At 73.3% G+C, this 21,453-nt stretch carries 15 protein-coding genes; 8 read left to right on the top strand and 7 right to left on the bottom strand.

Annotated elements, in window-relative coordinates:
- Positions 1-63 precede the first annotated feature (63 nt).
- A complete protein-coding gene (locus ACFYUS_RS28115) occupies positions 64-3,582 on the bottom strand; it encodes a DUF6603 domain-containing protein (RefSeq protein WP_388857846.1) in 3,519 nt (1,172 codons plus the stop codon).
- Positions 3,579-8,162, bottom strand: coding sequence for a peptidoglycan-binding protein (locus ACFYUS_RS28110; protein WP_388857843.1), 4,584 nt, complete (start codon positions 8,160-8,162; stop codon positions 3,579-3,581). The genes ACFYUS_RS28115 and ACFYUS_RS28110 overlap by 4 nt, the downstream gene beginning before the upstream one ends.
- 167 nt (positions 8,163-8,329) lie before the next feature.
- Here ACFYUS_RS28110 and ACFYUS_RS28105 point away from each other — a divergent pair, with 167 nt between their 5' ends.
- The 4 genes from ACFYUS_RS28105 (at position 8,330) to ACFYUS_RS28090 (ending at position 11,149) form a co-directional block, all read left to right on the top strand.
- On the top strand, positions 8,330-8,713 hold the full coding sequence (locus ACFYUS_RS28105; protein WP_388857840.1) for a VOC family protein: 384 nt from the start codon (positions 8,330-8,332) through the stop codon (positions 8,711-8,713).
- A 137-nt stretch (positions 8,714-8,850) separates the two neighbouring features.
- Positions 8,851-9,378 (top strand): NUDIX hydrolase family protein, encoded by a 528-nt coding sequence (locus tag ACFYUS_RS28100; protein ID WP_388858234.1) that lies wholly within the window; start codon positions 8,851-8,853, stop codon positions 9,376-9,378.
- A gap of 91 nt (positions 9,379-9,469) precedes the next feature.
- On the top strand, positions 9,470-10,138 hold the full coding sequence (locus tag ACFYUS_RS28095; RefSeq protein WP_388857837.1) for a HEAT repeat domain-containing protein: 669 nt from the start codon (positions 9,470-9,472) through the stop codon (positions 10,136-10,138).
- A gap of 6 nt (positions 10,139-10,144) precedes the next feature.
- The gene (locus ACFYUS_RS28090) at positions 10,145-11,149 is read left to right on the top strand and encodes a HEAT repeat domain-containing protein (RefSeq protein WP_388857834.1); all 1,005 of its coding nucleotides are present in this window, start codon (positions 10,145-10,147) and stop codon (positions 11,147-11,149) included.
- 86 nt (positions 11,150-11,235) lie between these two features.
- Here ACFYUS_RS28090 and ACFYUS_RS28085 read toward each other — a convergent pair whose 3' ends face one another.
- Both ACFYUS_RS28085 and ACFYUS_RS28080 read right to left on the bottom strand, forming a co-directional pair.
- On the bottom strand, positions 11,236-11,742 hold the full coding sequence (locus tag ACFYUS_RS28085) for a dihydrofolate reductase (RefSeq protein WP_388858231.1): 507 nt from the start codon (positions 11,740-11,742) through the stop codon (positions 11,236-11,238).
- An 8-nt stretch (positions 11,743-11,750) separates the two neighbouring features.
- Entirely contained in the window at positions 11,751-12,548 is a 798-nt protein-coding gene (locus ACFYUS_RS28080; protein ID WP_388857830.1) for a thymidylate synthase, read from the bottom strand.
- A 152-nt stretch (positions 12,549-12,700) separates the two neighbouring features.
- Here ACFYUS_RS28080 and ACFYUS_RS28075 point away from each other — a divergent pair, with 152 nt between their 5' ends.
- On the top strand, positions 12,701-14,254 hold the full coding sequence (locus ACFYUS_RS28075) for a serine hydrolase (RefSeq protein WP_388857827.1): 1,554 nt from the start codon (positions 12,701-12,703) through the stop codon (positions 14,252-14,254).
- Here the strand turns inward: ACFYUS_RS28075 and ACFYUS_RS28070 are convergent.
- Both ACFYUS_RS28070 and ACFYUS_RS28065 read right to left on the bottom strand, forming a co-directional pair.
- Positions 14,245-15,852 carry a TROVE domain-containing protein gene (locus tag ACFYUS_RS28070; RefSeq protein ID WP_388857824.1) on the bottom strand — a complete coding sequence of 536 codons (1,608 nt, stop codon included), beginning with the start codon at positions 15,850-15,852 and terminating at the stop codon, positions 14,245-14,247. The genes ACFYUS_RS28075 and ACFYUS_RS28070 overlap by 10 nt on opposite strands.
- 267 nt (positions 15,853-16,119) lie before the next feature.
- Positions 16,120-17,655, bottom strand: coding sequence for a hypothetical protein (locus ACFYUS_RS28065; RefSeq protein ID WP_388857821.1), 1,536 nt, complete (start codon positions 17,653-17,655; stop codon positions 16,120-16,122).
- A 118-nt stretch (positions 17,656-17,773) separates the two neighbouring features.
- Here ACFYUS_RS28065 and ACFYUS_RS28060 point away from each other — a divergent pair, with 118 nt between their 5' ends.
- Together ACFYUS_RS28060 and ACFYUS_RS28055 are read left to right on the top strand one after the other, a co-directional pair.
- Complete coding sequence (locus ACFYUS_RS28060) at positions 17,774-18,931, top strand: sensor histidine kinase (RefSeq protein ID WP_388857818.1); 1,158 nt, start codon at positions 17,774-17,776, stop codon at positions 18,929-18,931.
- Positions 18,928-19,599: a response regulator transcription factor gene (locus ACFYUS_RS28055; protein WP_388857815.1), complete on the top strand. Its 672-nt coding sequence runs from the start codon at positions 18,928-18,930 to the stop codon at positions 19,597-19,599. Before ACFYUS_RS28060 ends, ACFYUS_RS28055 begins: the two co-directional genes overlap by 4 nt.
- A 2-nt stretch (positions 19,600-19,601) precedes the next feature.
- Here the strand turns inward: ACFYUS_RS28055 and ACFYUS_RS28050 are convergent, their stop codons facing one another.
- A complete protein-coding gene (locus tag ACFYUS_RS28050; RefSeq protein ID WP_388857812.1) occupies positions 19,602-20,102 on the bottom strand; it encodes a MarR family winged helix-turn-helix transcriptional regulator in 501 nt (166 codons plus the stop codon).
- 39 nt (positions 20,103-20,141) lie between these two features.
- Between ACFYUS_RS28050 and ACFYUS_RS28045 the strand changes: the two genes are divergently transcribed.
- Positions 20,142-21,410, top strand: a complete 1,269-nt coding sequence (locus tag ACFYUS_RS28045) for an MFS transporter (RefSeq protein ID WP_388857809.1) — start codon at positions 20,142-20,144, stop codon at positions 21,408-21,410.
- Positions 21,411-21,453: the final 43 nt, after the last annotated feature.

Raw genomic sequence — 21,453 nt, 5'->3', positions numbered from 1 at the left:
GGCCCGGGGTTCCGGGCAGGGCGGAGCCGCCCGGAGGCCGTCCGGGCGCGGGGGTGCGGGAGCTCACCGCTGGCCTCCCGCGGGGACGAGGCGCAGGCCTTCGGCGGCCAGGTCGCGGCGGTGTTCGGCGGCCTCCGTCCAGGTGGTCCCGGCCGGGGTGGCCGCGCGGCGCAGGCCGGGCTCCTCGGGGGCGCCCGCGACGGTCCAGCGGGTGTCCCGGACGCCCAGGTCGCGCGGGGCGGCGGTGAACCGCTGCCGGCCGGTGCGGCGGGTGGCAGCGCGGGCGGCGGGCCCGGCGGCGGTGCGCAGTCCCGCCGCCCCGAAGGCCGCCGGGGTCCCGGTGGTGTCGGTGACGCGGTGGGCGCCGTCCTGGACGATCTCCTCGTAGTCGACCGTGGAGGCGAACACCCCGGCCAGTTCCCGCGCCCGGCCCGTCGCGCCCTCGGCGGTGGCGCCGGCCGTGAGCAGGTCGAAGGAGGGCGCGGCGACCTTCTGCTCGTCCGTGAGGTCGAGGAACTGGGCGGGGGCGAAGTACTCCCGGGTCGGCGTCAGGCGTACGGTCACGGCCGCCGTCGTCGGGTCGGCGTCGTCGACCGTCAGCTCGGGCTCCAGGTCGAGCCGGTGCTGTCCTTCCACGGGCGAGGTGCCGTAGCGGGTCAGGGTGACGCCTAGCGGGGCGATCCGCTGGGTGAACGACAGGCCGCCCAGCGGGTGGACGATCAGCCTGCCTTCGGCGTCGGGGATTTCCCGGAGGGTGACGACGGTCCGGCCGGCGCCGGTGAGCTGCGCCGTCCAGTTGCGCGGGTCGGCGAGGGCCTCTTCCACCTTGGCGGCGACGTTCACGGCCGCCGGCAGGGCCGCCGGGGCGGTGTGCCCGCCGAAGGTGCGGTCGAAGCTGATCTCGCCGCTGAAGAAGAGCAGTTCGAAGCGGGCCCGGCCGCGCACGTGCCAGGGTGCCGGGCCGGAGAGCGCGATCTCGACGCCGACGCCCATCAGCGTGCGGCTGCCGCGCTTGAGCGAGACGTGTCCGGCGATGTCCACCTCGAAGCCGAACGGTTCGAAGCGCACCAGGGCGTCGAAGGCGAGCAGCCCCTCGACGCTGAAGCCGAGCGCCGCCGCGTACAGCTCCAGGCGGGCGCCGAACTGCACGGTGTTGGAGGTGAGGGCGAAGTACGCCTCCAGGCGGACGCGCGGGTTGTCGCCCTGGAGCAGCGACAGGTTGAGCCGCCGCAGCTCGGGGAAGCCCTCGGGGCGCTGGAAGCGGGGGTGGAAGCCGCCCGCCGACAGCGCGAACTGCGGCCGGCCCTTCCAGCGGGCCCGCATCGCCATGTCGCCGGTCAGGGCGAAGGCGGCGATCCGCGAGTCGTACAGGGTCGCGTCCACGGACGCCTCGCCGCGCTCGAAGTCGATGACGCCGAGCACGTCCATGTTGACGACGACGACGGCGGTCTCCTCGGTGGGCAGCGCCATCCGCAGCCTGCCGAGGAGCACGAGCCTTACCGGCGTGGGCAGTTCGAGGAGGAGACCGAGGTCGAGGGTGAGCAGGGTGGGTGTGCCCCAGCCGATCCGTGCCATCGGTCCGACGACGTGCCGGCCGGGGGTGGGCGGGAAGACGGCGCCGAGGGTGGCGACGATCTCGGGTGCCCGGGACAGCGGATCGCGGGGGAACAGCACCGAGTCGAGGGCCTTGTTGCGGATCCCGGCGCGCAGGGTGTCCACGGACACGGAGCGGTTGACGCCGATGAGGCCGCCGACGCCGGAGAGCGTGAACCCGAAGCCGAGCTGGATCGGGGTGAACTCGGCCGAGACCAGGATGAGGAGGGAGAAGCCCTCGCTGCCGTCGGGCATCTTCGTCGTGAGCAGGCCGACGGCCTTGAGGGCGATGCTCTCCAGCTGGAGCGCGAGGACGCCCGCGTACTGGCCCTTGTCCCGGTCGAAGAAGAGGTATCCGCCGCCGGTGACCGGTCCGGCGGAGACCTCCAGGGCGGCGCCCTTGGGCGGTGCGAAGCCGGCGCCGAGGCCGACCGGTCCGAGGTTGCCGTCGGCGGTGGCGAGTCCGGCCTCCAGGCCGATGCGCTCGACGGTGGCCCGTACGGGTCCCAGGTCGAGCCGGGCCGTGGCGGACACCGAGGCGTGCAGCTTTCCCTCGGTCGCGTCGGCGCCGAGGCCCAGGTGGACGGCTTGGAGCTCGATCGGACCGAGGCGGGCGTTGACGGGGAGGGTGGCGTCGAGTCCGGCGGAGCCGGTGAAGCTCAGGCCCTTGCGGCGGGACCACTGGAGTCCGAGCGCGAACTCGGTGCGGAGTCCTTCCGGGGGCAGCACCTTGGCGAGGAAGCCGTCGCCGTCGCCGCCCGCGACGACCACGGCGGCCTGGTCGGCGGCGATGCCGATCTCCAGGTCGTCGTGGCTCTCGGCGCCGTCCGGCACGTCCTCCAGGAGGGCCTTGGTCCAGGCCCGGAACCGGCCGACCTCCAGGCGGGTGCCGTCGGCGCTGCCGAGGAGCAGTGCGGGGGCGCCGTCCTCGGCGCCGGACTTGCTCACCTCCAGGCCGAGTCGGACGCGTCCGGCGGTGTCGGTGGTGAAGGACACCCCGCTCGGCCCGATGGCGACGGCCGGTCCGGCGCCGGACAGGTCGGCGCCCAGTGCCCAGCCGCTGCCCAGGAGTTGGTGGACGGAGGCCTGTCCGCGCGGGACGACGACCACGCCGAGGTCGCCGGAGGCCGGGGAGGAGATCGCCAGGGTGGCGCCGATCTCCCCGCTGACGCCGGGTGCGACGGCGACGGGGATGCTGAGGGTGAGCATGCGGCGGCCGAGTGCGAGGGAGGCCTCGTCGAGCCCGGTGCCCTCGGTCTCGCCCAGTCCGACGAGGACCCGGACGCCCAGTTCGTGGAGGAGTCCTCCGAGCCTGGGCAGCAGTTTCGCGGCCAGCGCGTCGGCCGAGGCCTCGTCGACGAGTCCGCCGGGGAGGTAGTCGGCGCGCAGTGCGGCGACCGGGTCGGTGACGAGGTCGACGAGGCGCTCGGGCCGCAGCCGGGCCCGGTCGACGTCGGTCCGTATCGGCGTGCCGTCCTCGTTGACGACGGGCGTCTGCGCTCCGGCCTCCTGGGGCAGGACGAGCACGCCGAGCAGCACCAGGACGTGGTAGAGCACGGAGTGGTGGCGCAGGAGCCAGTCGGTGACGAGGAAGTGGACGACGTCCTCGGCGAACGCCGCCGCGTCGATGTCGGCGAGCGCGGGCGGGACGTCCCGGGCGAGGTCCACGGCGGCGCCGACGACGTCGAGGAGCGTGCCGAGGCCCTCCAGGTCCTGAGGGGGGTTCTCGACGAGTTCCTGGAGGCCGCCGACCGCGCCGGCGGCGGTGGCCAGCCAGTCGGCGACATCGGCGGCGCCCTGCTCACCGGCGGCGTCCGGGTTCCAGCCGATCTGCGCGAGCAGCCGGGCGAGGAGCATCGGGTTGGCGACGGCGTCGGTCAGCGGCTGGATCAGCCGCAGGATCTCGGTGACGAGGGCGCTCTGACCGTCGACGGGGCCCCGGGCCGCGTCGGGGCCCTCGGGTTCGCCCTCGGTGGGCAGTTCGGTCATGACGGCAGTCCTTGGGTGTCGAGCACGAAGTCACGGGCGGTGCGCAGGGTGCGCTGGGCGGCGGGCAGGTCGCCGAGCGGCAGGGTGAAGTGGCGGAGGTTGGTGCCGCCGAACCAGTCCGGCCATTCGTTGACGACCTTGAGGGTGTGGCCGGGGTCCGAGTAGCCCTTGTGGCTGTCGTGGTTCGGGGGGCAGGCCTCATAGCCCGAGACGGCGGTGTTGGGGCACGGGTTGTTGGTGATGATCGCGGCGGCCAGGGCCACCTCGTGGGCCTCGGTCCAGGTGGCCGGGTTCGGGCCGAAGGTGAGCCCCGAGGAGGCCGCGGCGGTCGCCACCACCTCCTGCAGCCGCACGGAGGCCGTGACGTCCGTCTTGCCCCGCAGGAGGTACGCCGGTCCGTAGACGTGCCAGCGGTGCAGCAGGGCGACGGTCCGCTCGGAGCGGAAGACGTCCCCGATGGTGGTGCCCGCCTGGAGCGGGAACGGGTTGGAGCCGGTGGACCTGTTCCAGGGCGTGGCCCGCAGGTCGCGTATCCGCATCCGGGCCATGTCCCACATGTTGCGGCGGAAGCCGTCCAGGGTGCGGCCCGCCATCACGAAGCGGTAGAACCAGTGCCAGAGCCGGAAGTACTCGTGGTCGCCGTACTGGCCGTACTTCTGGGTGACGCCGGGCCCCGGCGCGGGGAAGCCGTGGAGCGGGGCGGTGCTGCCGTCCTGCCGGGTCAGGAGGCCCCGGGCGGCGTACTTGCGCTCTTCCGGGACCCAGGGCGACGGGGTGCCGCCCTGGCCGTTGCCGGTCCAGACCCGGTCCGGCTGCACCCCGAAGAAGCCGAGGACCTTCTGGAAGGTGGCCTCGTCCCGGCTGCGCAGATAGGCGAAGTAGGCCCACAGCTCGCCGTCCTTCACGTCCCAGAGGGGGCGGGCGGGCCTGCCGGCCTCGTCGAGGGGGTGCCAGACGCGGGTGCCGGCGGTCCAGTGGCACAGGCCGAGCGAGGCGAAGGCGTGGTCGTAGCAGTTGACGGCGTCGAAGTAGCCGAGCGCCTCGACCTCGGCGACGGCCCGGACCACCTTGAAGGTGGCCAGGGTGTCGGCGTCGAGGTCGCGCAGCGGGGTGCCGATGAGCGATTCGGGGGTGATCTCGGCCTCGGGCCCCCAGCACTGGCTCCGCGCCGGGTCGGCGACCGGGCCGGCCATCCACTTGAACGGGTCCGCGTTGGTGGCCCTGGGGTCGGCGTAGGGCGCGCGCTGTCCGATGGGCGTCCTGCGCTCGACCTCCCAGCTGTCGGCGGGGCGGCTCGCGGGCCGGGTCCAGTAGTCGGAGAAGTCCCGGGCGTACATCCGGGGCGAGGTCTTGTTGTCGTTGATGGGTTTTTCCCAGCGCCAGAGGTTGTCGGCGAGCCGGGCCGGGAGGCCGTCGGCGGCGGGGACGACCGGGATGACGTCGGGGTTGGCCGAGGAGGTGAGGTGCCAGGCCTCGACGACGACGGGGCAGCGCCAGCCGTTCGCCTTCCAGCGGGCGATGGCCTGGCGGGTGGCGGTGTCGACGACGCCGCTGACCGGTCCGGTGAACCGCTGCGCCGCGGGTACGGGGACGCTCTCCAGGGCGGAGGCCCAGCGGTGGTCGCGCAGCGCGGTGACGGCGTCGCCCGCCGGGTGCGCGGTGGCGCCGGTGCCGTCGGCGCCGCGGATGACCGTCCAGGTGGTGCCGGACACCGCGGCGACGGTGACGTTCTCGTCGCCGACGCGGGCCTTGAAGGGCAGCGCGGGCAGGGTGCCGGTGGCGGCTGCGGTCAGGGTCAGCGTGGTGCCGGCGGCGGTGAGCGGCTGGGCGAGGCGCACGACGGCGGTGGCCACCTTGGCGACCTGTCCCATCTTCGCGTACGACTGCAACTCGCGTACGGCCCAGCGCACATCGCGTCCGAAGACGCCGTCGCGGGTGGTGATCACGGCGAAGCCCAGTTCGAGCAGGTCGCGCTGGAGGTCGCTGACGTGGGTCACGCCGGCGGTGCCGCCGTTGGTGGAGGCGTCCGTGTCGCCCTCGCGCAGCGCCTTGCCGCCGTACAGGTCGGGCAGGGTCGAGGGGGGCGGGCCGGTGGTCTGGCCGACCTCCAGCGGGACCGTGAGCCGGGTGAGCGGGGCGCCGTTGGCGTTGCCGGGCAGGCGCCACCAGAGCGTCTGCGTCACCGACTTGGCGTCCTGGCCGTCCCAGGTGAACTGCACCTCGCCGATGTTGTTGCGGCCCACGATCTCCCGGCCGCTGCCGGTGATCCACATGTAGTCCACGTGGTTGTCGGCGGCCTGCACGTACTGGGCGAGCGCGGCCCGGCGGTCGCCGGTCGCGGGGAAGGAGACGGGCGCGGGCCCGCCGGGGCGCGGCGCGGTGCCGTCCGGGTCGGAGTGCCGGAAGTAGCTGAGCTCGTACTCCCACTCGGGCTGCGGGCCGTACACGACGGCGGTCTCGCTGAGTTCGAGGAGGGCCGGGGTCTCCCGGATCCAGGTGCGGCTGCCCGGCTCGCCGGCCGAGTTGTACATGCGGATGGCCAGGTCCTTGCCGGTGGGGTTGGCCCAGCCGGCCCGGCGGGCGTGCGGCAGGGTGACGCGGCTCTCGTTGAAGCCCAGGTGGTGGAGGAACAGCGTGCCCGTCGTCTCGTTCTTCAGCGAGCTGGACGTCAGCTGGGCGAGGACGGAGCGGACCTGGCCGGGAGCTCCGGTGTACGGGGCGGCGGCGCTGTAGGCCATCCGGGCGGCGAAGCCGTAGTGCACGTCGCCGCCGAGGGAGATCACGCGGCGACGGCGGACGCCGTCGGCGCCGGGCTTGGCGTGGCCGAGGACCCGGGCGATGAACTTCTCGAAGGCGCGCGGGTCGTGGCCCCAGGCCTCGTAGTCCTGGTCGAGCTGCCCGTCGTACCCCTGGATGCGGCGCACGGCGGGCTGGGCGAGCTCCTCGATGGCCGGGTCGCCGAGGACCGGGCACGGGGAGAGCAGCACGGTCACCTTGTCGAGGCCCTGGTCCTCGGCCGACTCCACCATCGAGGTGAAGGCCGCGTCGGAGTAGATCAGGGACGGCGGGTCCTCGAGGCCGCCGCGGAAGACGCGCTGGGTGCGGGTGTCCACGGCCACCAGCTGGTGGCCGGTCCAGGTGATGCTGTAGTGCCAGGTCAGCACGCCGTCCTGGCGGGTGATCCGGCCGGCGGAGTCGGTCCCGGAGGGGACGCCGGTGCGGCGGGCGATGACCGCCGCGGGGCCGGCCGCGGTGTGGTCGGGCGCGGCGAGCGCCGTGAGCAGCTCGCGGCCCGCCTCCCCGCGCGGCCCGTCGGCGAACTGCTCGGGGGTGTTGCCCCAGCCCTGGCAGACCGCGTACGCGGCCATGCCGTTGCCGAGGAACTGGCGCCCGTGGGCGGTGCCGCAGACCTCGTTCACCCACTTCTTGGAGATGAACCAGTCGTCGGTGATCTCGTGGTCGTCGAACATCATGTACGTGGCGGTGTTGGCGAGCGCCCGGCGCACCATGCCCAGGGTGGCGTGGAAGGTCTCCAGCTGGTCGCACTCGGCCACGTACGCCATGAGCGTCTTGTGCGCCTCGGTGTACTCCGGCTTGTTCCGCAGCCCGAAGAACTCCGTGTGGTCGGGGTTGCCGAGGGCGGCGGACTCCTCCGGGAACAGCTCGCCGAAGCACCCGACCGGTGACGCCACCGTCCACAGGGTCGGCGACCAGACGAAGAGGTACATGGCGAGGAACTCGGAGAAGCGCAGCAGATGGCTGCGCGCGGCGGTGCTCGTCATGTGGAACTCGTCGAGGATCATCTGCTGGCGCCTTCCGGGCCGCCACTTCCGGGGGCCCGGAGCGATCGTCGCGAAGGACTCGTCGCGGCCGAGCAGCGCCTTGCCGTACACGGTGCACATGTGCAGCAGGCCGTCGGCGACGTCGTCCGCGTAGATCTGGTCGCCCGTCAGGATCAGCTGCTGGGGCCGCCGTTCCGCCGATCCGGCGTCGGCCGCCAGGACCTCGTCGAGGATCGAAAGGGCGTCCGTTCCCTCGGCGTGCGGCTTGCGGCAGGAGGCGTGGAAGAGCCGCAGCCTGCCGGGCTGGTCGGGCGGGGTGACGAAGCTGGGCAGCGTGGGTGCTCCCGAAGTCCCCTGGTACAGCAGGGCCTTGCGGGCGGCGGTCTCGTCCGCGGCGATCACGCGGGGTGAGAAGAGTCCGTCCGCTCCGGCGGCCACCGGAGTGGCCGGCGAGGACAGGTCCTCGCCGAAGCGGAGCGCGTACCGGTAGATGGTCCCGGACTTGAGCGTGCCCCCGGAGGGGACGGTGGCGGTGACCGCGACCAGGTGCAGGTGTTCGCCGATCCGGGCGGTGACCCGGGTGCCGGTGAGGGTGGGCGTCGCGGGAAGCGCGCCCGAGGACCCCTCGTACACGTCGAGCGTCACCTTGCGCGGCGCCTTGAGCGCCAGCCATATCGTGACGGTGTTCCGGTCGACCCGCCGGACGATCGGCCCGGCCAGGACCAGCGGCAGTGCCGCGATGTCCAGCGCGGGAAGGGCGGACGCACCGGTCCCCGCGCTCGTTGCTGCTGCCCCCACATGTCCCCCTGTCAGTGCGATGGCGAGCGCGATCGTACATTCACAGGATCTCCATCCGGTAGACACATGACAGGCGTGTTGCGGGGAAGTTTCCTCCCGTTCAACCACCGCTCAAGTGCCGTCATATGACGGTGTGTCACGATGGGAGGGCACGTACACTCGCCGGCATGGCATCCCGCATCAGTGAGCTGGTCCTCGACTGCGCCGACCCCGAGCGGCTCGCCGCGTTCTGGAGCGAGGTCCTCGGCTACGTCGAGGTCGGCCGGGAGGACGACGGAAGCATCGAGATCGGGCCGCCCGGCGTCGGGTTCGGCGGCGCGCAGCCCACCCTGATCCTGAGCCCCGGCGGCGAGCCGCGCACCGGGAAGCTCCGTCTGCACATCGACGTCAACGCCACCGACCGCGACCAGGACGCCGAGCTGGAGCGGCTGCTCGCGCTCGGCGCCAGGCCCGTCGACGTCGGCCAGACCGGCGCCGAGAACTGGCACGTCCTGGCCGATCCCGAAGGCAACGAGTTCTGCCTCCTGCACCAGCGGCTCAAGCCCCTCTGACCGCACCCGACAGCCCCCGGACACACCCGCGGACCCGGACCGGCCCGCGGTGCCCCGCCCGAAACTCCCACCCGGCCGGCGGACACGCGGCCTGGGCCGAGTCACAGCCCGGAAAGTATGATCAAGCGATGTCTGACATGACTGAGACCACGCCCGGCTGGCTGTCCACGGACGAACTGGACACGGCCAGGGCCCGGATGCCGATCCTCTACGTCGAGGCCGTCCCCGTGCGCGTGGACGACAGCGGCGAAGTCACCAGCATCGGACTGCTCCTGCGGATCGGCTCCGAAGGAACGATCAGCCGCACCCTGGTGTCCGGCCGGGTCATGCACCACGAGCGCGTCCGTGACGCCCTGCTGCGCCACCTGGAGAAGGACCTCGGACCGGTGGCCCTGCCCCGCGTCCCCGCCTCCCTGCAGCCCTTCACCGTCGCCGAGTACTTCCCCACGGCCGGCATCACCCCCTTCCACGACCCGCGCCAGCACGCCGTGTCCCTCGCCTACGTGGTCCCGGTCACCGGCGACTGCCGGCCGCGGCAGGACGCGCTCGACCTGGTCTGGTTCAGCCCGCAGGAGGCCGCCTCCCCGGCCGTGCAGAACGAGATGCCCGGCGGTCAGGGAACGCTCCTCAGGCAGGCCCTCGCCCACGTCGGGCACGCCTACTGAACCCCGCGTCCCCCCGCGGGGCCGCCCGCACGCCTCCGGTTGACCTTGACACGGTGACAAGGTCTTCACTGTGGCCGAGGAGGTGGTCCCGATGACCATGACGGACGAGGACACGAAGGTGACGCGGGCGCTGCGGGGGCTCGCGAGCGACAGCTCGTCGACGCGGCTGCGGGCGGCGCTGGCGGTCGGCAGCGCACCGGACCCCCGGTGCGTCGACGAGCTCGTCGGACGCTGCGCGGTCGAGCCGGACTTCCAGGTGCGCGAGATGCTCACCTGGGCGCTCACCCGCCACCCGTCGGCGCTGACGCTCCCCCGGCTCCTCGGCGAGCTCCGCTCGGAGCGGGCCCAGGCGCGGAGCCAGGCCCTCCACACCCTGTCCAAGATCGGGGACGGGAGTGCCTGGCCCTCCGTCACGCGGGAGCTCATGACCGACGCCGACGACGAGGTGGCGCGCAGCGCCTGGCGGGCGGCGGTCGTCCTCGTGCCCGAGGGCGAGGAGCACGGGCTGGCCGCGGCGCTGGCGACCCAGCTCGGGCGGGGCGGGCGCGAGACCCGGCTGAGCCTCAGCCGGGCGCTGATCGCGCTCGGCGAGGCGATGGCACCGGCCCTGCGGGCCGCGATGTCGGATCCCCGCCCCCGCGTACGACAGCACGCGATCGCCACGGAGAGGCTGTCGCGCGACCCGGACGCGGGCTTCGACTTCGCGATCGAGGAGGCGAAGCGGATCGTGGCCCTCGGCACGACCGGACAGGAGGAGTGACAGTCCGTGTTGATCGGTGACGTGGCGCGGCACTCCGGGGTGAGCGCCCGCATGCTCAGGCATTACGAATCGCTCGGCCTGGTGCGGCCGACGGGCCGGACCGGCGCCGGCTACCGGGAGTACTCGGACGAGGACATCCGGCGCGTCTTCCACATCGAGAGCCTGCGGTCCCTGGGGCTCTCGCTGCGCGAGGTCGGGCGCGCGCTCGACGAGCCCGGCTTCGCGCCCTCGGAGCTCGTCGACGACCTCATCCGCCAGACGCGCGAACGCATCGCCGCCGAGACGGAGCTGCTCACCCGGCTGCGCCGGATCGGTTCCGCGGAGCCCGCCGGGTGGCAGGACGTCCTCCAGATCGTCGCCCTCCTCCAGGCCCTGGGCTCGAAGAGCCCGGGGACGCGCCAGCGCGCGGCCCTGTCCTCGGCCGAGGAAGCGCCCGTGCCGGTGGAAGCGCTGGTCGAGGCCGTACTGGGCGAGTCGGACCCGATCGTCGCGGGCGCCCTCCGCTGGGCGCTGGCGCGCTCGGGCGACAGCGGGCTGCCGCTGCTCGCGCGCGGCCTCGGCTCGCCGACGGCCGAGGTCCGCAGGCGCGCCGTCCGGTCCGTCGCCGAGATCCCGGGCGACGGGGCGAGCGAGCTGCTGGGCCGGGCCCTCGCGGACCCCGACCTCGCGGTGCGGAGGTGCGCCGCCGTGGAGCTGGGGGCGCGGGGCGCGGCCGAGGCGGTCCCCACGCTCGTCGACATGATCGTCGACGGCGCGAACGACGTCGACGCGGCCGAGGCGCTGAGCGCGCTGGCGGGCCGTCCCGGGCTCGCGGACCGGATCACCGGCCTGCTCGTCGACCGCCTGGCCCACGGGACGGCGCGGGCGTCCGCGCGCCGGCGTCTCGCGCAGGCCCTCGCGGACATCCCGGGAAGCGCGGCGTCACGCGCGCTCACGGAGCTGTCCCACGACGAGGACCGCGCCGTCGCGCTGACCGCCACGTACGTCCTCGGGATGCGGGAGACGCACTGACGGCCGACCCCGGACGGGGTCGGCCGGTGCGGGCAGGGCCGACCGACTACGGACGGGGTCGGTCGACCACGGACAGGACCGGCCGGCTACGGGCGCGTGTACCGGCGGATGCGGTAGCGCAGGCCGGTCGTGGAGTCCTGCCAGCCGGTGTCCTCCGAGACCTGCCAGTCGGCGTCGATGGACGGGGCGTACGTGTCGCCGTCGATCGCGGTGTCGACCTCCGTCACCGAGAGTGTCCGGGCGTGGGGCAGGGTGGCGCGGTAGATCTCGCCACCGCCCATGACCCAGGCGCCGGCGTCGGCGGCCGTCTCCGGCGACCCGGCGGCCAGCTCCAGGGCCGCTTCGACGGAGCCGGCGCGCTCCGCGCCCTCGGCCGTCCAGCGCTCGTCCCGGGTCACCACGATGTTGCGGCGGCCCGCCAGGGGGCGGAAGCGCGCGGGCAGCGAGTCCCAGGTCTTGCGGCCCATGATCACGGGGTGGCCGAGGGTGGTCGCCTTGAAGTGCGCCATGTCCTCGGGAAGCCGCCACGGGATCGTGTTGTCGGCGCCGATCACGCCGTCGGGGGTCTGTGCCCAGATGAGCCCGATGTTCACGTTCGCGCTCATACGGCGACCGGGGCCTTGATGGCCGGGTGGTGCCGGTAGCCCACGATCTCGATGTCGGAGTACGCGTAGTCGAACAGCGAGTCGGCCTTGCGGAGGCGCAGCTCGGGGAACTCGTACGCGGTGCGGGTGAGCTGTTCGGTCACCTGCTCCGTGTGGTTGTCGTAGATGTGGCAGTCGCCGCCGGTCCAGATGAAGTCGCCCGGCTCCAGGCCGACCTGCTGCGCCACCATGTGGGTGAGCAGGGCGTAGCTGGCGATGTTGAACGGGACGCCGAGGAACAGGTCCGCGCTGCGCTGGTACAGCTGGCAGGAGAGCTTGCCGTCGGCGACGTAGAACTGGAAGAAGGCGTGGCACGGGGCGAGCGCCATGCGGTCGAGGTCGGCGACGTTCCAGGCGGAGACGATCATCCGGCGGGAGTCCGGGTCGCGGCGCAGCGTGTCGAGGACCTGGCCGATCTGGTCGATGTGCCGGCCGTCGGGCGTGGGCCAGGAGCGCCACTGCACGCCGTAGACGGGGCCGAGCTCGCCCTTGTCGTCGGCCCACTCGTCCCAGATGGAGACGCCGTTCTCCTGGAGCCAGCCGACGTTCGAGTCGCCGCGCAGGAACCACAGCAGCTCGTACACGATCGACTTGAGGTGCACCTTCTTGGTGGTGACCAGCGGGAAGCCCTGCGCGAGGTCGTAGCGGAGCTGGTGCCCGAAGATGCTCCGGGTGCCTGTGCCCGTCCGGTCGGCCTTGGCCGTCCCCGAGGTGAGCACCGTCTTCAACAAGTCTTCGTACTGGGTATCCGCCACGGTCGCCGAGTCTACCGCCGGACGCGGCGCGGCCTCGACGCAGGTCACGCGGCCCGCCCGCGTGCGGCTGCCGGCCGTGACGCCGGGGGCCGGGCCCGCGCTCGGCACCGGCAGCGCGCGACAGGCACCGGGGCAGGCCTTTGAATGGAGACGTGAGCACCGTTCGATGGCTTGCGGCGGCAGGACTGGCCGCGCTGATCGCCGCCGCGGCCCCCGGGCCCACGCCGCCTCCGGCGCAGCCCCCGCCCCAGCTGGACGGCGCGGACGTGAACCGCGCCGTCGCCCGGCTCGACGGAGTCGTCGAGGACGCCATGAGGCGCACCGGGGTGCCGGGCGTGGCGGTCGCCGTCGTCCACGACGGGAAGGTGGTCCACCTGAAGGGGTACGGCGTGCGGAAGGCCGGCGAGAGCGCGCCCGTGGACGCCGACACCGTCTTCCAGCTGGCCTCCGTCTCGAAGCCGATCGCCTCCACCGTCGTCTCCGGAGCGGTGGGCACCGGGGGCTGGACGCTGCCGGTCGCCCCGAACGTGCCGGGCTTCGCCCTCAAGGACCCGTGGGTCACCTCCCACGTGACGGTCGCCGACCTGTTCTCGCACCGCAGCGGCCTCCCGGACCACGCGGGGGACCTGCTGGAGGACCTCGGCTACGACCGCGCGTACATCCTGTCCCACCTGCGCTACGAGCCCCTGGCGCCGTTCCGTGCCAGTTACGCGTACACGAACTTCGGTCTCACGGCCGCCGCGCAGGCGGTCGCCGACGAGAAGGGCGTGCCGTGGGAGAAGCTCGCCGCCGACACCCTCTACAAGCCGGCCGGCATGAACTCCACGAGCTCGCGCTTCGAGGACTTCGCGAAGGCGTCCGACCGGGCCTGGGGCCACGTCAAGGTCGACGGGGCCTGGAAGGCGGAGTTCGTACGGGACCCGGACGCCCAGTCCCCCGCCGGCGGCGTCAGTTCCAGCGCCCGTGACATGGCCACCTGGCTGAAGCTCCAGCTCGCCGACGGCAAGCTCGACGGCAGGCAGATCGTCGACGCCGACGCCCTGGAGCTCACCCACCGGCCCGAGTCGGTGGCGAACCCGCCGCACGCCCCGGCCGGCCGGACGGGTTTCTACGGCCTGGGCTGGAACGTGAGTTACGACGACGAGGGCCGGCTGCGGCTCTCGCACACGGGGGCGTTCGCCGAGGGCGCGCACACCAACGTGACGATGCTGCCCGGCGAGCGGCTCGGCATCGTCGTCCTGACCAACACCTCGCCGGTCGGCGTCGCCGACGCCGTCGCCCTCGACTTCTTCGACATCGCGCAGACCGGGAAGATCAGCCGCGACTGGATCCCGCTGGTGAACGCGCTGTACGAGCAGGAGGCGAACGCGGGCGTCTCGAAGACCGACTACGCCCACCCGCCGTCGGGTGCCGCGCCGGCGAAGGCCGCCGACACGTACGCGGGCACGTACGACAGCCCGTACTACGGGCGCGCGGAGGTCGTCGCCGGCGCGGACGGCGCCCTGACGCTCCGTCTGGGCCCGAAGCCCCGGTCGTACCCGCTCACGCACTACGCCGGCGACACGTTCAGCTTCCCGACGGCCGGGGAGAACGCCGTGGGGCTCACCGGGGTCGCCTTCACCCCGGACGGGAAGTCGTTCACCGTGGAGTACCTGAACGCCGAGGGCCTGGGCACGTTCACCCGGACCGGCTCGGGTCAGGGCTGAGCGGCCGTCCACGGCCAGGCGGCCTCGCGGCCCGCCTCGATGAGTCCGACCATGCGGAAGGCCGCGTCCGTGAGACCGCCGAAGGTGTGGCGGCGGGGGCCCTTCGGGCCGTGGGCGGGCCGGTAACCCGCCAGGTTCCACGTGTAGACCGGGATGTGGGCCGGGACCGATGCGGTCGGCCCGCCGGGGCCGTAGGCGGCGGCCTGTTCGTCGGTGACGATCAGGATCCGGTCGTGCTCCTGGTAGTGCTTCCGTATCGCCTTGTCCGTGTAGGTGCCGCCCATGCTGCGGAACCGTTTCAGTATGTCGAGCACCGGCTCCCCCGCCGCGAACGACACCTTCGCGCTGCCCCAGCCGAACTCCACGAGATCCGCCTGCTCGGCGCGCAGGGCGAGCGCGGTGCCGAACACGGCGGCCGCGTCCGCCCGGGTCAGCCTGGACCGCTCGGAGACCGTGTCCCAGAACATGGAGTCGGAGCGGTCCACCAGGATCAGGGTCCGGCCGGGCAGGGCCGGCACGTTCGCCAGGGAGTGCCCCAGGGCCCGTTCCAGCGGGGCCGCCCAGCGCGGCGACGGGGCGTGCTGGTGGGCGGCGAGGTAGCGGAAGGGGAACTGCCGGGACCGGGCGACCTCGGCGGGGTCCGAGAGGCGCTCGGCGACCCGGGCCGCGACCTCGTCCGAGACCCCCGCCTCGTCGAAGTTCCGCAGGTTCCTGAGGAGCGCCATCGTCCCCATCGTGGGGATCACGGCCTCCCAGACGGCGGCGTCCATCGGTCCGTGGAGCCAGCCCGCCAGGGCCTCCCACGTCAGGCCCGCCGCGGCCAGCCGCTCGGGTCCATCCGGCCCGGTGACCAGCGCCCGCCGCTCGTCCGGCGCCGACTCCATCAGCGCCCGGTGGGCGGTCAGGAGGTGGTCGGAGGCCGGCGGGACCGCCCTCTCGGGGTGGTGGCGGCGGTCCAGGGCGTACCGGAAGAGCGCGCCCTGCCAGGGCTTGTCGGGGTCCGGGGAGGCGTGCGTCAGGTTGAGCACGTCGCCGAAGCGGAAGCTCTTGGAGGCGGTGTCGTACTTGAGCAGGGACCGGGACGTGTACAGCCGGCGCACCCCGTCGGCGACGCCCCGCTTCACGGGCTGCGGCACGTTCCGCCCGTATGCCGTGATCCAGTGGGCGAGCAGTTCGCCGGGCTCGTCGGCGCGCCGGAGCACCGAGTCGATCACGGACCGGTTGGACGGGCCTCCGGTCGCCCCGGCCTTGAGCCGGGCCCGTACGTAGGCGGCGGCGCCGATCAGGGAGGCCGTGCGCGTGTTGCCCTCGTCGCGCAGCCAGCGCAGCAGGCCGGCCGTCCACTCGGGGTCCTGGACGGCGAGTTCGCCGACGAGCCGCGTGAAGCGGGCGTCGCGCTCCTCGCCGCTCTCGTAGAAGGTCTGCCCGCCGACGAAGTTGCCGACGGCGAGGAGGAAGAGCTCGTCGCGGGGCTCCCGGACGAAGGCCGGACCGGAGGCATAGGTGCGGAACTCCGGTCCGGCGGGTCTGCGATGGAGCCGTGGTGACGACGGGGGCATGGCGCGGGCGGCGGCCGAGACGTGCGGGGCCACCAACATCTCGGACCAGACCTTGGAGACGCGTGGGGTGTGACGAGGCAGTGAATCCCCCCGGATTCAAAGGATCGGACGGCCCCGGCCACGACGTCGGGCGGGGCGAGGCCCCGCGGGCGCCATGCCCGACGGGGCGAACACGCGCCCGCGCCTGCCGAGATCAGAAGTGGCGGCGGCGTCACTTGGTTTCGGAAGGAAGTAGCCGCAGCCGAGCGCATCGGAGGCGCGGTCGCGAAGCCAACGTACAAGGCACACCGGCCGTCGCACCAGCGATTATCGCCACGCCGCCGATCGCCTCGTCACGGCCGCCTGCCGTCGGCGCAGGGCGAGGCCGAGAAGCAGCGCCGCGTACGCGCCCAGGACGGCGACCCCTGCCCACCAGGGAAGGGGGAAGTAGCCGGCGGAGGGCGCGTAGTGGGCGGTCACCTGCGGGTATGCGACGAGGGTCTGCCGGATGGCGAAGCCGGCGGCCGGGGTGACGCGCAGAAGCCACTGTGAGAGGCCGTCGGGGAGCAGCGGGAACGAAGTCGCCACGTACGGGAGCAGGATCGTCAGGACTGCGACGGGGATCGCGATCCAGGCGCGTCGCAGCAGGGCGCCGAGCGCGAGGGCGAGGACGGCGGCGAGGGCGAGCGCGGCGGCCGTGCCCACGACGACGCGTGCTTCGGTGACTGCGGACACGGCGAGGACGGGGATGCCGTTCCCCTTCAGGATCGCCACGCCGACGGGTATCACGACGCCGAGGGCGAGGAGGCCGGTGACGAACGTGGCGGCTGCCAGGACGGTCGCCTTCGCCGCGAGTTCCGCGCGGGTGACCGGTGCGCCCCCGGTGGCTTCGCGGCGGTACGCGGAGGTGGCGAGGCGCACCGCGACCACGAGCACGACGAGCAGCGCGAGGGCCAGGCCGCCGAGGGTGCTCTCCGCCGGTCGGGCGCCGTCCTCGGCGCCCGACGGAGCGATGTCGCCGGATCCGGTGACGGTGATCGTGCCGTTCTTCTCCACCGCGCCGGCTGCCAGGTACTTCTTCTCCCAGTCGGTCGTGTTCGCCTCCCCGACGGTGTCGCTCCGCCAACTGGAGGCGGCATCCGTGCCCTTGAGGCCGACGTGGTCGAAGACGCCGCCGGCCTGGGTCCAGCGCACCTGTTCCGTGGCGCCGCCGAGGCCGACGGACCGCAGGGTCAGGTCGCCGGGAGAGGTGGCGAACAGACCGACCTGCACGGTCTCGGGCAGCCCCGGCAGCCGTGCCGTGCCGACCTTCGTCCAGCGCTCGCCGTCGGCGGACTCGTGGCCCGTGATGGTGTCGCCCGACCGGGTCAGCCGCAGCCAGCGCGGGGCCTGGACGGAGACTCCGCCGCCGCTGCCCGCGATGTCGTGGCGGTAGTCGTACTGCATGCGCACGCCGTGGCTGCCGGTGACCATCAGCGCCGTGTACGAGGATCCCTGGCGAACACCGTCCTTGATGATGATCCCGGCCTTCGCCCAGGGCACGAGGCCCGGGACGATCTGGTCGTGGTGCGGCGGCGGGTAGGTGATGGTGCCCGTCATGGACGTCAGCCGGACCGTGATGGCGCCGTTCTCGCCCAGGTCCCTGTGCATGAAGGAGAACTGGTCGTGGACGAGGTCGCCGTCCGGCCCGGTCGGAGGGGCGGCGCAGAGACCGTTGCAGGACGCGTGGTTGCCGAACGCGTACAGCAGGCCGAGGACGACGACGGCGAGGGCGGCGGTCGCCATGGCGATCAGCCGGCCGGGACGTCGGAAGGCGGTCCACTCCCGGCGGACCGCGTGGAGGATGTCGTTGGTCGATTGCATGACAACGGTTCTACGGAGGCCGGCATGACGCGGTCCGAACCGTGGCTGTCACCTCGCTGTTAGGTACGGCGGGGCATGCTGGTCGCGGCCACCTACGGGCGCGAAGAGGAGCACGGGCATGCTGCGGGGCGGAACGGTCGGACGGCGCTTCACGATCTTGTACGCCGCGGGGTTCCTCGGGTCGGGGATCGTGCTGCTCGCCCTGACGTACCTGATGTCCGGGGTCCGGTCGACCACGCCCGCGGAGCCTTCTCCCGGCGCGTCCGACCTCACGGCCGCCCGGGAGCAGATCCGCGCGCTGCAGTCGCAGCTCGCGGACGCGCACAGTCGGCAGGAGCACCGCTGGGTCCTCGCCTCGCTGATCGCCCTGGTGGTGATGGCGGGCCTCTCGCTCGTGCTCGGCCGCGTCCTGGCCGGCCGGGTCCTGCGCCCGCTGCGGGTCATCACGGCGGCGACGCGGCGGATCTCCGCGGAGAACCTGCACGAGCGGCTCGCCGTGACCGGGCCCGCCGACGAGGTGAAGGAGCTCGCCGACACGGTCGACGGGCTCCTCGAACGTCTGGAGGCCTCGTTCGTCGCGCAGCGCCGCTTCGTCGGCAACGCCTCGCACGAGCTGCGTACACCGCTGGCGACGATGCGGGCGTCCCTTGACGTGGCCGTCGCCAAACCCGATCCCGCCGCGCAGACCCTCGCGCTCGCCGGTCGTCTGCGGACCGAACTCGACCGCGTGGACCACCTGCTCGACGGCTTCCTCCTCCTCGCCCGTGCCGAGCACGGCGCCTTCACCGACCGGACCCTCGTGACGCTGGACGGGCTCGCGCGGGAGGCGCTGGACGCCCGCGCCCCCGACATCACCGCGAAGGGCCTCGCGGTCCACACCGAGGTACGGCCGGCGGTCCGGACGCGCGGCAGCACGACGCTGCTGTCCCAGATGGTGCAGAACCTCGTCGACAACGCGATCGCGCACAACGAGGAGAGCGGCTGGATCCGGGTCACCACCGGCGGCGACGGCGGCGCCGAGGCGCGGCTGGTCGTCGAGACCGGCGGGCGTGTGCTGGACCAGGGCGAAGTCGACCGGCTGGGAAGGCCGTTCGAGCGGCTCGGCGCCGCCCGTACCGGATCGGAGGCGAGTTCGGGCCTGGGCCTGTCGATCGTGGCCGCGATCGTCGCCGCACACGGCGGCCGCCTCGTACTCCTGGCACGTCCGGAGGGTGGCCTGCGCGTCACGGTGACGCTGCCGTCGGCCGCCCCCGGACATGAAACGGTGACGGCATGAGGATCCTGGTCGTGGAGGACGCACGGTCGCTCGCCGAGGTCGTCGCCGAGGGGCTGCGGGACCAGGGGATGGCCGTCGACCTCGCGCACGACGGCCTGACGGCCGCCGCCAAGCTCGATGTGAACGCGTACGACGTGGTGGTCCTGGACCGGGATCTGCCCGGCCTCCACGGTGACGTGCTCTGCCAGATGATCACCGGGCGGGACGACCGTCCGATGGTGCTGATGCTGACCGCGGCCGGGGCGCCCGACGACCGGGTCAGCGGCCTCACCCTCGGAGCCGACGACTACCTCGCCAAGCCGTTCCACTTCCCCGAACTGGTCCTGCGCATCCGCGCCCTGGCCCGCCGCAGGCCGGTCGCCCGGGCCCGTACGCTGCGCGCCGCCGGCATCGAACTCGACCCGGTGCGCCGCATCGCGCTCCGGGACGGACGCCCGCTCGCCCTGTCCGTCAAGGAGTTCGCCGTCCTGGAGGCGCTCCTGCACGCCAGCCCGGGGTTCCTGAGCGCCGAGGACCTCCTGGAGCAGGTCTGGGACGAGAACGCCGACCCGTTCACCAACACCGTGACGGTCACCGTCGGCCGTCTGCGCCGCAAGCTGGGCGGCCCGCCGGTCATCACGACGACGACCGGGGTGGGCTATCGCATCGCCGACGCTCCGGCCGGCTGAGCTCAGTCGCCGCCCGTCGGCAGCGTGAGGGCCAACCGCTCCAGGAGTCCCGCGAGTTGCTCCTGTTCGCCCTCGTCGAGCCCGGCGAGGAGGCGGCGCTGGTTGTCCAGGTGGACGGCGATGAGCTCGTCGGCGAGGGCGACGCCTTCGGCGGTGAGCGTGATGAGGCGGCCGCGCGAGTCGGTCTCGTCGACGGTCCGGGCGACCAGGCCCCGGGCTTCGAGGCGGTCGACGCGCTTGGTGATGGCGCCGGTGGTGACGAGGGCGGCACGGCTGAGCTCGCCCGCCGACAGGGTGTGGGGCTCGCCGGCCCGTCTCAGCGCGGCGAGCAGGTCGAAGTCTCCGCTTCCCAGGCCCGCCGCGGCGAAGGGCGGGCGCAGTCGCTGGTCGAGCGTGTGGGTGAGCCGGAAGAGCCGGCCGATGACGAGCATCGGCGACGCGTCCAGATCGGGGCGCTCTCGGTTCCACTGGTCGACGATGGTCACGATGGCGTCGGGCTCCATCTCTTCACTATATCTTCCACGGATGATAAATTATCTTCCGTGGAAGATACCCGCGCCCCCGAGGTCGCACGACAGGCCGAGCACCCCTCCGACGCCGGCACCCCCGCGCGCCGCCGCCTCATCGCCTCCAGCCTGGCCACCTCGATCGGCGACGGCATCTACGTACCACTGACCATGCTGTTCATCCATGGCCTCACCGGCCTGTCCCTCACCTCCATCGGCACGGGACTCACGGTCGCCGGGCTCACCGCCCTGGCCTTCATGCCCGCCGCGGGCATCCTCATCGACCGCTTCGGCGGCCGCCGCGTGCTCATCGCCGTGCTCGTCCTGCGCGCGATCGGCTTCGCCGCCTACCCCTTCGCCGACTCCTACCCCGCCTTCCTGACGATCGCCCTGATCGTGGCGGTGGGGATGTGGGCCTCCTCCCCGAGCCAGCAGTCGCTCATCGGCGACCTCGCCCAGGGCGCCGAGCGGGACCGGCTCCTGGCCTGGGACCGCAGCCTGCGCAACGCCGGGATGGGAGGCGGCAGCCTGGCCGCCGCGGGCATGCTGGCGTGGAACGGCACCACCGGCTTCATCGTCGCCGCCGAGACCCTGGCCGCCGTCTTCGCCCTCGCCGCGGTACTGGTCGCCCGGATACCCCAGGTCCGCGGCGTCACCAAGCGGCCGGACACCCGCGGCGGATACCGGCAGGTCCTCGCCGACCGCCCCTACCTGCTCGTCACGACGGCCAACTTCCTCATCGCCTTCGGCTACACCACCCAGGCCATGGCCCTCCCGGTCTTCCTCACCCGCGACGTCGACCTCCCCGACGCCCTGGCCGGAGCCGTCTTCGCCGTCAACACCGTCCTGGTCGCCGCCCTCGGCGTCCCCACCGCCCGCCTGACCGCACGCGGCAGACGCACCCGTACGGCCGCACTGGGCGCGGTCGCCTTCGCACTCTCCTTCGCCGCCTTCGCCCTCCTCCCCCACCTCGTCCACGGCGCGGACGCCCTCATCGCCGTCCTCGCGGTCGCCGTGCTGTACACCGCCGGCGAACTCGTCCACTCCGCCCCCTCCCAGAGCCTCTCCGTCCAGGCCGCCCCCGACCACCTCCGGGGCCGCTACCTCTCGGTCTACCAACTGTCCTGGTCGATCTGCCGCACCATCGCCCCCATGCTCCTCGGCTTCCTCCTCGACACCGGCCCGTTGCACCTCTGGACGGTCCTCGCCCTCCTGGTCCTGACCGGCGCGGCGATCCTCCTGTGCGCCGAACGCTCGCTCCCGGCACACGCGAACGCCCCCGGGGCCCGCACGCCGGCGACATGAGGTGGACTCACCGGCCGCCCGTGCTGTTCCCTCGGGTGGACCA

Origin of the sequence: Streptomyces sp. NPDC004284 (assembly GCF_042874035.1) — a bacterium.
In the GTDB taxonomy this organism is placed as follows: Bacteria; Actinomycetota; Actinomycetes; order Streptomycetales; family Streptomycetaceae; genus Streptomyces.
The sequence above is the reverse complement of the archived record's forward strand: the minus strand, read 5'-3'. Positions and strand labels throughout refer to the sequence as shown.

Coding starts and splice junctions, on each gene's coding strand:
- ACFYUS_RS28115 (WP_388857846.1), bottom strand. CDS start 3,582: ATGACCGAACTGCCCACCGAGGGCGAACCCGAGGGCCCCGACGCGGCC.
- ACFYUS_RS28105 (WP_388857840.1), top strand. CDS start 8,330: ATGGCATCCCGCATCAGTGAGCTGGTCCTCGACTGCGCCGACCCCGAG.
- ACFYUS_RS28100 (WP_388858234.1), top strand. CDS start 8,851: ATGACTGAGACCACGCCCGGCTGGCTGTCCACGGACGAACTGGACACG.
- ACFYUS_RS28095 (WP_388857837.1), top strand. CDS start 9,470: ATGACCATGACGGACGAGGACACGAAGGTGACGCGGGCGCTGCGGGGG.
- ACFYUS_RS28070 (WP_388857824.1), bottom strand. CDS start 15,852: ATGTTGGTGGCCCCGCACGTCTCGGCCGCCGCCCGCGCCATGCCCCCG.
- ACFYUS_RS28065 (WP_388857821.1), bottom strand. CDS start 17,655: ATGCAATCGACCAACGACATCCTCCACGCGGTCCGCCGGGAGTGGACC.
- ACFYUS_RS28060 (WP_388857818.1), top strand. CDS start 17,774: ATGCTGCGGGGCGGAACGGTCGGACGGCGCTTCACGATCTTGTACGCC.
- ACFYUS_RS28055 (WP_388857815.1), top strand. CDS start 18,928: ATGAGGATCCTGGTCGTGGAGGACGCACGGTCGCTCGCCGAGGTCGTC.
- ACFYUS_RS28050 (WP_388857812.1), bottom strand. CDS start 20,102: ATGGAGCCCGACGCCATCGTGACCATCGTCGACCAGTGGAACCGAGAG.